The sequence below is a fragment of the Burkholderia sp. BE12 genome (assembly GCF_002959955.1).
GTDB lineage: Bacteria > Pseudomonadota > Gammaproteobacteria > Burkholderiales > Burkholderiaceae > Burkholderia.
Map to the genome: position 1 here is coordinate 186,238 of NZ_PREY01000009.1, position 13,494 is coordinate 199,731.

13 protein-coding genes are annotated in these 13,494 nt (G+C 67.9%); 8 read left to right on the plus strand and 5 right to left on the minus strand.

Features of this window, described 5'->3' with window-relative positions; translation table 11 throughout:
• Positions 1 to 182: 182 nt before the first annotated feature.
• Positions 183 to 1,559, minus strand: coding sequence for a nucleobase:cation symporter-2 family protein (locus C4B30_RS12545; RefSeq protein WP_027785287.1), 1,377 nt, complete (start codon positions 1,557 to 1,559; stop codon positions 183 to 185).
• Between the two features lie 439 nt (positions 1,560 to 1,998).
• Here C4B30_RS12545 and C4B30_RS12550 point away from each other — a divergent pair, with 439 nt between their 5' ends.
• The 5 genes from C4B30_RS12550 (at position 1,999) to C4B30_RS12570 (ending at position 6,807) form a co-directional block, all read left to right on the plus strand.
• Positions 1,999 to 3,450: a xylulokinase gene (locus tag C4B30_RS12550; RefSeq protein ID WP_027785286.1), complete on the plus strand. Its 1,452-nt coding sequence runs from the start codon at positions 1,999 to 2,001 to the stop codon at positions 3,448 to 3,450.
• A gap of 213 nt (positions 3,451 to 3,663) precedes the next feature.
• Positions 3,664 to 4,770: an S-(hydroxymethyl)glutathione dehydrogenase/class III alcohol dehydrogenase gene (locus C4B30_RS12555; protein ID WP_027785285.1), complete on the plus strand. Its 1,107-nt coding sequence runs from the start codon at positions 3,664 to 3,666 to the stop codon at positions 4,768 to 4,770.
• Between the two features lie 16 nt (positions 4,771 to 4,786).
• Positions 4,787 to 5,635 carry an S-formylglutathione hydrolase gene (fghA, locus tag C4B30_RS12560; protein ID WP_027785284.1) on the plus strand — a complete coding sequence of 283 codons (849 nt, stop codon included), beginning with the start codon at positions 4,787 to 4,789 and terminating at the stop codon, positions 5,633 to 5,635.
• Positions 5,636 to 5,833: 198 nt separating this feature from the next.
• On the plus strand, positions 5,834 to 6,493 hold the full coding sequence (locus C4B30_RS12565) for a hypothetical protein (RefSeq protein ID WP_027785283.1): 660 nt from the start codon (positions 5,834 to 5,836) through the stop codon (positions 6,491 to 6,493).
• A 17-nt stretch (positions 6,494 to 6,510) separates the two neighbouring features.
• Entirely contained in the window at positions 6,511 to 6,807 is a 297-nt protein-coding gene (locus C4B30_RS12570; RefSeq protein WP_155257376.1) for a hypothetical protein, read from the plus strand.
• 24 nt (positions 6,808 to 6,831) lie between these two features.
• On the opposite strand, the gene C4B30_RS12575 is transcribed toward C4B30_RS12570, so the two are convergent.
• Genes C4B30_RS12575 through C4B30_RS12590 form a run of 4 tightly spaced genes read right to left on the minus strand, consistent with a single transcriptional unit; the run spans position 6,832 to position 9,940 of the window.
• Positions 6,832 to 7,614 carry a metal ABC transporter permease gene (locus tag C4B30_RS12575; RefSeq protein ID WP_027785282.1) on the minus strand — a complete coding sequence of 261 codons (783 nt, stop codon included), beginning with the start codon at positions 7,612 to 7,614 and terminating at the stop codon, positions 6,832 to 6,834.
• Complete coding sequence (locus C4B30_RS12580) at positions 7,607 to 8,497, minus strand: ABC transporter ATP-binding protein (protein WP_027785281.1); 891 nt, start codon at positions 8,495 to 8,497, stop codon at positions 7,607 to 7,609. The genes C4B30_RS12575 and C4B30_RS12580 overlap by 8 nt, the downstream gene beginning before the upstream one ends.
• A 17-nt stretch (positions 8,498 to 8,514) precedes the next feature.
• Entirely contained in the window at positions 8,515 to 9,432 is a 918-nt protein-coding gene (locus C4B30_RS12585; protein ID WP_027785280.1) for a metal ABC transporter solute-binding protein, read from the minus strand.
• Between the two features lie 46 nt (positions 9,433 to 9,478).
• The gene (locus C4B30_RS12590) at positions 9,479 to 9,940 is read right to left on the minus strand and encodes a Fur family transcriptional regulator (protein ID WP_027785279.1); all 462 of its coding nucleotides are present in this window, start codon (positions 9,938 to 9,940) and stop codon (positions 9,479 to 9,481) included.
• A gap of 338 nt (positions 9,941 to 10,278) precedes the next feature.
• On the opposite strand from C4B30_RS12590, the gene C4B30_RS12600 reads away from it, so the two are divergent.
• The 3 genes from C4B30_RS12600 to C4B30_RS12610 all read left to right on the plus strand — a co-directional run bounded on the left by C4B30_RS12600 (position 10,279) and on the right by C4B30_RS12610 (position 13,433).
• Positions 10,279 to 11,055 (plus strand): L-iditol 2-dehydrogenase, encoded by a 777-nt coding sequence (locus C4B30_RS12600; RefSeq protein ID WP_027785278.1) that lies wholly within the window; start codon positions 10,279 to 10,281, stop codon positions 11,053 to 11,055.
• Positions 11,056 to 11,127: 72 nt separating this feature from the next.
• Positions 11,128 to 12,084, plus strand: coding sequence for a sugar kinase (locus C4B30_RS12605; protein ID WP_027785277.1), 957 nt, complete (start codon positions 11,128 to 11,130; stop codon positions 12,082 to 12,084).
• Positions 12,072 to 13,433, plus strand: coding sequence for a D-tagatose-bisphosphate aldolase, class II, non-catalytic subunit (locus tag C4B30_RS12610; protein WP_027785276.1), 1,362 nt, complete (start codon positions 12,072 to 12,074; stop codon positions 13,431 to 13,433). The genes C4B30_RS12605 and C4B30_RS12610 overlap by 13 nt, the downstream gene beginning before the upstream one ends.
• Positions 13,434 to 13,494 lie beyond the last annotated feature (61 nt).

Sequence of the window (13,494 nt, forward strand, 5' to 3'; positions counted from 1 at the left end):
CGCCGGCCCGCTCGGCCAATCGGCCAACCGGCATCCGTGGCCATTCTGCCGCCTGCCAGCGCGTTCCTCATCCTCTATCGATCGCGCCAGCCCCGCCTAATCCGCGGCCCGCCAAGCAAAACGCCACGGCATGCCGTGGCGTTTTTCCTTACCGCCGTGCGCCGTCGTCCGGCGCGGCGCGATCAGTGGTGCACGTCGACCGGACGCCCATCGAAGTCGTGCCCGGCGCGCCGAATCTCGCAGCGTGCATCCTTTTCGCCTTTCACGCCGTTGAACACGATGTTCAGGATCACGGCCGTCGCCGATGCGAGCAGGATGCCGCTGTGCAGGATCGGCGCGAGCGCCGGCGGCAGCTTCGAGAAGAAGTGCGGCGACACGACCGGCACGAGGCCCATGCCGACGCTCACGGCGACGATGAACAGGTTGTGCGAGTTGCTCACGAAGTCGGCCTTCGACAGCACCTTGATGCCGTTCGCGGCGACCATCCCGAACATCACGATGCCTGCGCCGCCGAGCACGAACGGTGGCACCGACGCGACGACCTGCGCCATCTTCGGGAACAGGCCGAGCAGCACGAGGATCACGCCGCCCGTCGCACACACGAAGCGGCTCTTCACGCCCGTCACGCCGATCAGGCCGACGTTCTGCGAGAACGACGTATGCGGGAACGAGTTGAAGATGCCGCCGATCAGCGTGCCGAGGCCGTCGACGCGCAGGCCGCGCACGAGGCGCTCCTGGTTGACCGGGCGATCGACCATGTCGCCGACCGCGAGGAACATGCCGGTCGATTCGATGAACGTGACGAACATCACCGTGACCATGGTCACGATCGACAGCGGATCGAAGTGCGGCAGGCCGAAGTGGAACGGCATCACGAAGCCGACCCACGGCGCATGCGACACGCCGTCGGTGTTCACGCGGCCGATCGCGAACGCGATCACGAAGCCGGCGACGATGCCGAGCAGCACCGAGATGTTCGCGATGAAGCCGCGGCCGAACTTGTTGATCAGCAGGATCAGCGTGAGCACGAGCAGCGACAGGCCGAGATAGACCGGGCTGCCGTACTCGGGGTTGCCGACGCCGCCGGCCGCCCAGTTGATGCCCACTTCCATCAGCGACAGCCCGATCACGGCGATCACCGTGCCGACGACCACGGGCGGGAAGAACCGCAACAGCTTGCCGATCATCGGCGCGAGCACGATGCCGATGATGCCGGCGGCGATGGTCGAGCCGAAGATGTCGAGAATGCCGAGGCCGGGGTTCGTGCCGATCGCGATCATCGGGCCGACCGCCGCGAACGTGCAGCCCATGATGACGGGCAGGCGGATCCCGAAGATCCACAGGCCGAGCGTCTGGATCAGCGTGGCGATGCCACACGAAAACAGATCGGCGCTGATCAGGAACGCGATCTGGTCTTTCGGCAGCTTGAGCGCCGCGCCGACGATAAGCGGCACGGCGACGGCGCCGGCGTACATGACGAGGACGTGCTGCAGGCCAAGCGTTACCAGCTTGCCGGTCGGCAGCACCTCATCGCACGGATGGACCGTGTTCGATTGCATCTGTCTCACTCCATGATCTTGTTTTCGGGGTGATACGAAGTTATTCGGAATGAATCCATGCAACAAGAGCACTGGGTTCTATTCCGCTCTTTGCTGGTTCGATATGCCGCTTCGGCATGGAGCAGGGGCTCGATCATCGGGAAACTGCCGCAGGAGTGAGGTGTACCGGTTTTATAGCGCTTCAAAATAGCGCCGGCCCCCATGTCAAATATGGGTCCTTTTATGGTGTGTATCGGGCGGGCCGCATAGTGGCAAAAAGCGGGGTGCGGAAATCGTGCCGGGTTAACCCGCGAACGGCCGCTTTCGCGCGCAAGGTGCGGCCCGGTGGAACGCGGCGACCCGACCGCACGTTCGATGCGTCGAAGCGGTGGCCAAAACCGGGGCGCACGTCGCGATCCCGTTATCATCGATATCCGTTCATACGAATCCTCTTCACGTCATGCGCCTGCTCGGAATCGACCTCGGCACCGGCTCCGTCAAACTCGTCACGCTCGATGCCGACGGCGTCGAGCGGGCGGTTGCGAGCGAACCTTACGGGTTGTCGTCGCCGCAGCCCGGCTGGGCGGAAATCGCGCCCGCCACCTGGTGGCAGGCACTCATGCGCGCGGCCGCGCGGCTGCCGGCCGACGAGCGTGCGCGGGTGGCGGCGATCGGCTTCTCGGGCCAGATGCATGGCGTCGTGCTGATCGACGCGGCCGGCCAGCCGGTGCGGCCCGCGCTGCTGTGGCCCGACACGCGCGCGGCGCGCGAGGCGGATGCGGCCGGCTGGCCGGCGGCCGGATTGCCCGTCGCACCGAATCCCGTCGCGCCCGGCATGGCGGGCCCGCTGTTGCGCTGGCTGGCCACGCACGAACCCGATGCGCTGCGTGCCGCGCGCTGGGCCGTGCAGCCGAAGGACTGGCTGCGCATCGCGCTCGGCGGCGACGTGGCGGCCGATCCGAGCGACGCGTGCGCAACCGCGCTCGCGACGCCCGACGGCGCGTGGGATATCGCGTTGATCGACGCGCTCGGCCTGCCGGCCGACCGCTTCGCGCCGGTTCGTGCGTCCACGGCGCGCGGCGGCGTGCTCGGCGCGCAGCCCGCCGCCGCGCTCGGCCTGCCGGCCGGCGTGCCGCTCGCGACGGGCGCGGCCGATACCGCGTGCGCGGCGCTCGGCAGCGGGCTGGCCGAGGCGGGCGATGCGCTGCTGACGACCGGCAGCGGCGGGCAGATCGTCGTCCTCGCGGATGCGTTGCCGCCCGCGCGGCGCGGCTTGCACCGCTATCGTGCGGCGGCCGGCGGCGGCTATTACACGATGGCGGCGATGCAGAACGTCGGGCTCGCGCTCGAAGCCGTGCGCGGCTGGCTCGGCTACGCGCGATGGGCCGATGCGTATGACGACGCGTTCGCGCAGCCGGCGTCCGAACGGCTGTGCTTCCTGCCGTACCTGACCGGCGAGCGTTCGCCGTGGATGAACCCCGATGCGCGCGGCGGCTGGCTTGGCCTCGGGCTGGGCGACACGCGCGGCGCGATGATGCGCGCCGCGTTCGAAGGCGTCGCGTTCGCGTTGCGCGCGGGGCTCGATGCGATCCGCGACGCCGATCGCGGCGACGCGGTGACGACGCTGCGCCTCGCCGGCGGCGGCTCGGTCGATCCGCGCTGGCGCCAGTTGCTCGCGGATGCGCTCGGCGCGTCGCTGCAGGCGATCGATTGCCCGAACGCCGCGACGCGCGGCGCCGCGCTGCTCGCGGGCGTCGCGATCGGGCATTGGCGCGAGGATGCGTTGCGCGCGCTGGCGCCGAGCGCGTCGCCGGTTGCCGCGCCGCAGGACGATCGCCTGCTGGCTGCACGCCACGCGCGCTTCGTCGATCTGTACGCGCGCACGGATGCATGGTTCACGACGGGCGTTTAAACTCGGACATTTGTTCTTTTGCGTCAGCGATGACGCATCCTGGCAAGCCGGCGACCGTTTCGCGCACGCGATGCGCGGCGGGAGCGGCCATCATGGCGAGCACGAGATTCTTGCGCCGTGCCGCGCGGCACGGCTTCGACCGCTTTGCATGACACCCCGGCAGGCGCCGCACGCCGGCCCGGGCCGATCTCACAGACACACAGGAGTGACACGATGAAAACGAAAGCCGCGATTGCATGGAAGGCGGGTGCGCCGCTGACGATCGAGGAAGTCGATCTCGAAGGGCCGCGCGCCGGCGAAGTGCTGATCGAAGTGAAGGCGACGGGCATCTGCCACACCGACTACTACACGCTGTCGGGCGCCGATCCGGAAGGGATCTTCCCGGCGATCCTCGGCCATGAAGGCGCGGGCGTGGTGGTCGACGTCGGCCCCGGCGTCGGCACCGTGAGGAAGGGCGACCACGTGATTCCGCTCTACACGCCCGAATGCCGCGAGTGCAAGTTCTGCCTGTCGCGCAAGACCAACCTGTGTCAGAAGATCCGCGCGACGCAGGGCAAGGGCCTGATGCCCGACGCGACGTCGCGTTTCTCGCTCGACGGCAAGCCGCTGTTCCACTACATGGGCACGTCGACGTTCTCGAACTACATCGTCGTGCCGGAGATCGCGGTCGCGAAGGTGCGCGAGGACGCGCCGTTCGACAAGATCTGCTACATCGGCTGCGGCGTGACGACGGGCGTCGGCGCGGTCGTGTACTCGGCGAAGGTCGAGGCCGGTGCGAACGTCGTCGTGTTCGGCCTCGGCGGGATCGGCCTGAACGTGATCCAGGGCGCGAAGATGGTCGGCGCTGACAAGATCATCGGCGTCGACATCAACCCGAAGCGCGTCGAGCTCGCGAAGAAGTTCGGGATGACGCACTTCATCAACCCGAACGAAGTCGAGAACGTCGTCGACCACATCGTGCAGTTGACCGACGGCGGCGCCGATTACTCGTTCGAATGCGTGGGCAACGTGAAGCTGATGCGCCAGGCGCTCGAATGCACGCACAAGGGCTGGGGCCAGTCGTTCATCATCGGCGTGGCCGCGGCCGGCGAGGAAATCAGCACGCGTCCGTTCCAACTCGTGACGGGCCGCGAGTGGAAGGGTTCGGCGTTCGGCGGCGCGCGCGGCCGCACCGACGTGCCGAAGATCGTCGACTGGTACATGGAAGGCAAGCTCAACATCGACGACCTGATCACGCACACGCTGCCGCTCGAGCGGATCAACGAAGGCTTCGACCTGATGAAGGCCGGCGAGTCGATCCGCTCGGTCGTGCTGTACTGACCGGGAGCGCACCGCCATGCTCGAACTCGTTTCCTCGCATGCGTGCCACGGCGGCGAGCAGCGTTTCTACCGTCACGATTCGGCAGCCATCGGCCTGCCGATGAAGTTTTCGGTGTACCTGCCGCCGCAGGCCGCGCACGCGCGCGTGCCGGCGCTGTTCTATCTCGCGGGGCTCACGTGCACCGACGAGACGTTCGCGATCAAGGCCGGCGCGCAGCAATACGCGGCGCAGCACGGCATCGCGCTCGTGATGCCGGATACGAGCCCGCGCGGCGCGGGCGTGCCGGGCGAGACCGACGCGTGGGACTTCGGCGTCGGCGCGGGTTTCTACGTCGATGCGACCGAAGCGCCGTGGTCGACGCATTACCGGATGGAGTCGTACGTGACGGGCGAACTGCGCGAGCTCGTCGCGGCCGAGCTGCCGATCGAGGGCGCGCGGCTCGGCATCTTCGGCCACTCGATGGGCGGGCACGGGGCGCTGACGCTCGCGTTGCGCCATCCGGGGCTTTACCGGTCGGTGTCGGCGTTCGCGCCGATCGCCGCGCCGACGCGCTGCCCGTGGGGCGAGAAGGCGTTCTCCGGTTATCTCGGCGCCGATCGCGACGCGTGGAAGCAGCACGACGCCAGCGAACTCGTCGCGCACGCGGATGCACCGAAGTTCGCGGAAGGCATTCTCGTCGATCAGGGGCTGGCCGATCAGTTCCTCGCGAACCAGCTGAACCCCGACGTGTTCGAAGCCGCCTGCGCGAAGGCCGGCCAGCCGCTGACGCTGCGCCGCCATCCGGGCTACGACCACGGCTACTACTTCATCTCGACGTTCGTCGCCGATCACCTCGCGCATCACGCGCGCGTGCTGGCACGATGAACCGTCTCTGACGCCACGTCGCCGCGCTCCAATGGGCGACGTGGCTGTCATTCTTCGATACGCATCCGGGGGCACGCCCGGGAAAATCACTCGCTGCCGCAAATTCGTACTCGTTCTATAGGATACCAAATCGATTCGCCGAATAATGATCGACGATTTAATCGTGGTGAAATTTGTTCGAGCGAGGCTTTGACCTGAATGGGCGACATGATTTGCGAGCTGTCGAACAACTCCCCGAACTGGGGGGTGATCAATCTGTTTGCGTGGAAACTTGTGCCCGAGCGATGGAATGGCGGCATCAAATACATCCAGGCGTTCAAGGATGCGTGGGTCATGCACAACAAGTCGCATATCGGGGCAGCAGCGGGGCGAAACCGTCTACCCCGGGAATTGCTCGCGGGCGTATGTTGGATCGAGGTCGGCGGCGACCCTGAATTCATCGATCGCGTTGCATTTGAAGTGCGTACGTTTGACTGGAGTGGTCCGCCGTTTGTCGACAGGCATCTGACGCTGACACGTCATCCAGCGATGACATCGTTCGGCCCGGTGAGCATGCAGCTTCGCACGGCAGCACAAACACTCGGAATGGATCCGTCGCAAATGTCAGCGTCGCAATTCCGGAGTTTGGCCCATTGCCTTCAACGCGATATTTTTAATATCGATGTGGTTGCGCGTCACGTGGCCCAATTGGCGAAGCGCGATGGATTCCGATATCCGTTTTTGATGGAGCAAATTCGGATAATCGGCGCTCGCTACAACCGAGGAAGTGGGTTGTCTCTCGAGCAAGTAAGACAAAATACCAGCTACGGTAACTTCATCGTTACGCATTGGCCGCGCTTTGCTCGGCTCATGCGGTAATGCATCAGGATGCAAACATGACTCGTCTCCTTCGCTTCATCATTCATGTCGCATGTGTCATCGGATTGTTCGTCGTTATCGCGATCACCGGGAACAAATATGCGTGGATGCATGAAATGGATCCGTCCGTCGCGATCGACGCGATCAAGGATGAAGCTGGCGACCCTACGCTGGTCAGCTATGCGTTGCTCATGTTCGTTGCGATCACACAGATCGTGTTGCTCGCGAGGTCCGGGGCCACGGGTGCCAAACCGTGGATCGGGTTCCTGATCCTCGCGGCCACGGGTGTGTGCGCATGGAGAACGATCGTGTAACGCTATCCGCTGGCATGCAGGTCATCATGCCCTGCGCAACAGGCTCGCGCCATACACGAGCGCCGACAGCGCGGTGATCCAGAAGCTCGTCGGCCAGTCGGTGTGATACGCGAGCACGATGCCGGCCCACGCCTCGAACAGCGCGAACAGCGCGGCGAGCAGCACGCCCGTCGACAGTCGCGTCGACACGTTCTGCGCGGCCGCCGCCGGCCCGACCAGCAGCGTGAACACGAGCAGCACGCCGACGATCTGCGTCGCCGCGGCCACCGCGAGCGCGCACACCGCGAGGAACAGCATCGACACCGTGCGCAGCGACACGCCCTTGGCTTCGGCCAGCTCGGGCTGCAGCGATGCGAACAACAGCGGCCGCGCGATCAGCGCGAGCGCGGCGAGGCTCACCGCGCCGATGCCGGCGAGCACCGCCAGCGTGTCGTGACTGACCGCGAGCACGTTGCCGAACAGCAGCGCGGTGACCTGCGTCGCGAACGACGTGTAGAAGTGCAGGAACAGCAGGCCGCAGCCGAGCGCGCCCGACAGGATCACGCCGATCGCGACGTCGCGGCCCGCGAGCCGTTCGCCGAGCGCGCCCATCCCGATCCCGGCCGCGAGCGTGAAGCCGACCATCCCCCAGATCGGCGAGATGCCGAGCAGCACCGCGCCCGTCGCGCCGGTGAAGCCGACGTGCGACAGCGCGTGGCCGGCGAAGGTCTGCCCGCGCAGCACCAGGAAATAGCCGACGATGCCCGCGAGCACCGCGACGATGCCCGACGCCGCGAAGGCGTTGATCATGAAGTCGTATTCAAACATCGTGCGAATGCCCGGGATGGGCGTGTCCGTGGTGGTGATGGCCGTGGCCGCCGCCACCGCCGTGCGAATGGCTGTCGTCGTCCTCGTGCTCGTGGTCGTGCTTCTCGATCTCGACGTCGCCCGACATCACGAAGATCTTGCCGTTCACACGCATCACGTCGATCGGCGATCCGTAGAGCCGCGACAGCACGGGCTTCGTGATCACCTCGTCGACGGTGCCGAGCGCCGCGACGCCGTTGCCGAGATAGAGCACGCGGTCGAGCGCGTTCAGCAGCGGATTCAGTTCGTGCGCGGAGAACAGCACGGTGATGCCGAGTTCGCGCTGCACGTTGCGCACGAGTTCGACGACGCCGCGCTGATGGTTCGGATCGAGGCTGATCAGCGGCTCGTCGAGCAGCAGCAGTTTCGGGTTGCCGAGCAGGCATTGCGCAAGCAGCAGGCGCTGCCGTTCGCCGCCCGACAGCTCGGACAGCGGGCGGCGCGCGAGCGACGGGCCGCCGACGAGGTCGAGCACGCGATCGACGTCGCGGCGCGTGGCCGCGTTCGTATGCGGCAGGCCCCAGCGGTGGCCGTCGGCGGCCATCGCGACGAAGTCGTAGCCGCGCATCCGGCGGTTCGCGAGGCCGCTCCTGATCTGCGGCATGTAGCCGATCGACGCGTTGCCGCGCACGACCGGCACGCCGCCGACCGACAGCGTGCCGGCCGACAGGGGAACGAGGCCGAGCACCGCGCGCATCAGCGTCGTCTTGCCCGCGCCGTTGGGCCCGAGCACGCCGACGAATTCGCCGGGCCCGATCGAGAAGCTGACGTCGCGCAGGATCGTGCGTCCGCCCAGTTCGAGCGTGACGCGATCGACGGCGAGCGCGTGAGGAGTGGCGGTCATGGCGTTACGGTCATCTATTACTTGCCGGCTGAAAGCGCATTGCCGAGCGCGTCGAGCTGGCCGATCATCCATTGCTGGAAAGTCTGGCCGGCCGGCTGCGTCTCGGTGACGCTGACGGTCGGCACGCCGCCGTCGCGCGCGATTTTCAGCATGCGCTTGGTCATCGGTTCCTCGGCCTGGCTGTTGTAGATCAGCGCGCGCACCTGCTTCTTGCGCAGATCGCCCTCGAACGCGGCGACGTCCTGCGCACTCGCCTCCGTGTCGTTCATCGTCGCGAGCTGGAAGCGCTGGTTGCGCATGTCGAGGCCGATCGCGTCCGACATATAGCCGAACACGGGCTCGGTGGCCGTCACGGGCACGCCCTTGTACTTCGCGCGCAGCGCGGCGACCTTGTCGTCGACGGGCTTCAGCGACGCGACGAACTTCCGCAGGTTCGCATCGTACTCGGCCTTGTTCGCCGGGTCGGCGCGGCCGAGCTCGGCCGCGATCGCGCGTGCGGCGGCCGGCATCGTCGCCGGGTCGTACCACAGGTGCGGGTTGTCGCCGGCCTTCTTGCCGACCAGCTCGGCGACGACGATCGTCGCGCGCTTTGCCTGCTTCGATGCGCCGAGCAGCTTGCCCATCCACGGATCGTAGTTGGCGCCGTTGTAGATCACGACCTGCGCGTGCTGGAGCGCGCGGGCCGTCTTCGGGCTCGCTTCGAACAGGTGCGGATCCTGATCGGGATTGCTGAGGATGCTCGTGACCGCGACATGGCGGCCGCCGATTTGCGACGCGACGTCGCCGTAGAAATTCTCCGCGGCGACGACGTCGACGGTCGCGGCCTGCGCGAACGAGGGCGCGGCGAACGACAGTGCGGCGACGGCGGCGGCGGCGGCCAACCAGCGGACAGGCGACAGGGCACGCCGCGACGCGCGCTTCAGGGCAATGGACATGGAACTCCTCGTTGGAAGGGCGGCGCGTACGCCGCGCGATTCGGCGTCAGCGCTGGGCGGGCTTGCGCTTGCAGTGCCCGCACAAGCCGCTCAACTCGACGACCTGGTGGTGGACTTCGAAACCGTGTGCGGGCCCGCTCGCGGACAGCTGCTTCGCGAGATCGCCGCCGGGAATCTCGACGGTGTCGCCGCACGCATCGCAGATCAGGAACTGGCCTTCGTGCGGCACGCCGATCTCGCAGCAGGCGAAGAACGCGTTCTTCGATTCGATCCGGTGGATGAAGCCGTGCTCGACGAGGAAATCCAGCGCGCGATAGACGGTCGTCGGCGGCACGCGGCCGCGCTGCGGTTCGAGTTCCGCGAGCAGGTCGTACGCGCCGATCGGGCGCTGCGCGGCCAGCACGCGTTCGTAGACCTGGCGGCGCAGCGGCGTCCACGCGAGCCCGTGCTCGGCGGCGAATGCGTCGGCCCGGGACAGCCGGGCGTCAATGGACGATGAGGTAGCCATGGCGTGAAGCAGGGCGATGAAACACAGTATCGCGATGATATAACGTATCGCCGCGCCGTGCAGCGCGAATTCCGTTTCCCCCGTTTCCCGCCTTCGCTCCGTCCCCTTCACCGTTGATTCCACCGCGCCGCACCGTGGGCCGCGCGCGTTGCCGTGCGGGGCCGGCGGGGCGGCGTCGTGCACAGCCGTGCCGCAGCGCGTCATAGAAAGCCGTCGCGTCGTCTTGACAGCGCGTATCGCGTATCCGATCATTCGATCACTAACAGAGCAATTGATCGGTCGGAGAGCGTTCGCTCACTTCGCGACCGTCGAGCAGCAGAACGAACCGGAGACAGGCAGTGAGACTGGAAGACAAGGTCGCGATCCTGACGGGCGCCGCAAGCGGCATCGGCGAGGCGGTCGCGCAACGCTATCTGGACGAGGGCGCGCGCTGCGTGCTCGTCGACCTGAAGCCGGCAGGCGGCTCGCTCGCGCGGCTGATCGAGGCGAACCCCGGCCGCGTGGTGGCGGTCACGGCCGACGTCACGCGCCGCGACGACATCGAGCGGATCGTCGCGACGGCGATCGAGCGCTTCGGCGGCGTCGACATCCTGTTCAACAACGCGGCGCTGTTCGACATGCGCCCGATCCTCGACGAATCGTGGGACGTGTTCGACCGGCTGTTCTCGGTCAACGTCAAAGGGCTGTTCTTCCTGATGCAGGCCGTCGCTCAGCGGATGGTCGAGCAGGGGCGCGGCGGCAAGATCGTCAATATGTCGTCGCAGGCCGGCCGTCGCGGCGAGGCACTCGTTTCGCACTACTGCGCGACCAAGGCCGCGGTGATCAGCTATACGCAGTCGGCCGCGCTCGCGCTCGCGCCGCACCGGATCAACGTGAACGGCATCGCGCCGGGCGTGGTCGACACGCCGATGTGGGAGCAGGTCGACGCGCTGTTCGCGCGTTACGAGAACCGGCCGCTCGGCGAGAAGAAGCGGCTCGTGGGCGAAGCCGTGCCGCTCGGCCGCATGGGCGTGCCGGGCGACCTGACGGGCGCCGCGCTGTTCCTCGCGTCGGCCGACGCCGACTACATCACCGCCCAGACGCTGAACGTCGACGGCGGCAACTGGATGAGCTGACATGCCGCCGCTCGCACGCGCAACCCAGGTGGATTCGCTGAACGCGGCCGCCGCCGCACGAGGGCACGCCTGATGGCCGAGATCGTCGTCGCCGGCGAACTGCTGGCCGAATTCGTCGCCGCCGAGCGCGGCCAGGGCTTCGATACGCCGGGCCTGTTCGCCGGACCGTTCCCGAGCGGTGCGCCCGCGATCTTCGCCGATCAGGCCGCCCGGCTCGGCGCGCGCGTCGCGTATGCGGGCTGCGTCGGCCGCGACGCGTTCGGCGACGCGATCGTCGCGCGGCTCGCCCGCGACGGCGTCGACGTCGCGCGCATCCGCCGCGTCGCACGTCCGACCGGCACCGCGTTCGTCGCGTATCGCGACGACGGCTCGCGCAGCTTCGTCTTCACGTTGTCGACCAGTGCGGCCGCGTGCGTCGATGCGTCCGACGTCGACGCCGCGATGTTCGACGGCTGCCGCTATTTCCACGTGATGGGCTCGTCGCTGACGAGCGAATCGGCGATCGCGGCGGTGCAGCGCGGGGTGATCGAGGCCGCGCGCGCCGGCGCGAAGGTGTCGTTCGATCCGAACGTGCGGCCCGAGATGCTGAGTTTTCGACCGATGCGCGCGGCACTCGACGAGATGCTCGCCGCGTGCCACCTGTTCCTGCCGAGCGAAGCCGACCTGCCGTTCTTCTGCGGGCCGCAGCCGGCCGAGCGCGCGATCGCGGGCCTGCTCGCGACGCATCCGCTGCTCGAGCGCGTCGTGCTGAAGCGCGGCGCCGAAGGCAGTATCGCGTTCGACCGCGCGAGCCGCGTCGAGGCATCGGCTTTTCCGGTCGACGAACTCGATCCGACCGGCGCCGGCGACTGCTTCGGCGGCACGCTGGTCGCGAGCCTCGTCGCGGGCGTGCCGATCGAGGTCGCGCTGCGCCGCGCGAACGCGGCCGGCGCGATCGCGGTCACGCGGCGCGGCCCGATGGAAGGCAACAGCAGCGCGGCCGAGATCGACCGTTTCCTGACCGAACGAGGTATCGCATGTCCGGCCTGACGACCGTTGCCGAGCGCACGCGCACCGCGCACGCGGACACCGTGCTGCGGATGATTTTCGACGCGAACCGCGCGGACGCGCAGCGCGGCATCTATTCGATCTGCAGCGCGCACCGGCTCGTGCTGGAGGCCGCGTGCGAAGCCGCGCGCACGGACGGCTCGCCGCTGCTGATCGAGGCGACCTGCAATCAAGTGAATCATCTCGGCGGCTATACGGGCATGACGCCGGCCGATTTTCGCCGCGACGTCGATGCGATCGCCGCGCGCTGCGGGCTCGCGCCGTCGGCGCTCGTGCTCGGCGGCGATCATCTCGGCCCGAACCCGTGGCGGCACCGCCGCGCGGCCGACGCGATGCGCGAGGCCGGTGCGATGGTCGCCGCGTATGTCGAAGCCGGATTCGAAAAGATTCACCTCGATGCGAGCATGGCGTGCGCGGACGATCCGGCGCGGCTCGACGATCGCACGATCGCCGCGCGCGCGGCCGAGCTGTGCCGCGTGGCGGAAGACGCGGCGGCGCGTGCCGGCGTCGCGCCCGTCTACGTGATCGGCACCGAGGTGCCGACGCCGGGCGGCGAAGTCAGCGGCGATGCAGGCGAGGCAAGCAACGACGCGATCGCGCAAATCGCGGTCACGCGCGGCGACAGCATCGCGGCGACGCTCGACGCGCACCGCCGCGCGTTCTCGGCGGCCGGGCTCGACGACGCGTGGACGCGCGTCGTCGCGATCGTCGCGCAGCCGGGCGTCGACTTCGACGATCGCCACGTGCTCGACTACGACAGCGCCAAGGCGGCGTCATTGGGCGCGAGTATCCTGCAGACACCGCGCCTCGTGTTCGAAGCGCATTCGACCGATTACCAGACCGAAGCCGCGCTTGCCGCGCTCGTGCGCGACCACTTCGCGGTGTTGAAGGTCGGCCCCGCGCTGACGTTCGCGCTGCGCGAGGCGCTGTTCGCGCTGACGTTCATCGAGGACGCGCTGATCGACGACGTCGCGCAACGCTCGCGGTTGCGCGAGGTGGTCGACGCGGCGATGCGCGCGCAGCCCGAGCACTGGGCGCCGTACTACCGCGGCGACGAGACCGAGCAGCGGCTCGCGCGCCAGTTCAGCTACAGCGACCGCATCCGCTATTACTGGCTGCAGCCGGCCGTCGCGGCCGCGGTCGAGCAACTGTTTTCCAACCTCGCGCGGCAGCCGGTGCCGGAGACGCTCGTCGCGCAATGGCTGCCGGACGTGTACGCGGCGTGCCGCGCGGGCGGCCTCGCAAGGGAACCGCGCGCATGGGTGCGCCATCGGATACGCGACGTGATCGCGCACTATGCGCGCGCGTGCGGCATGCAGCGGCCGGCGTGACGGGCCGCGAAGGAAACGACGCAACACCGACGACCAACCGACGATACTTCGAACAATCACA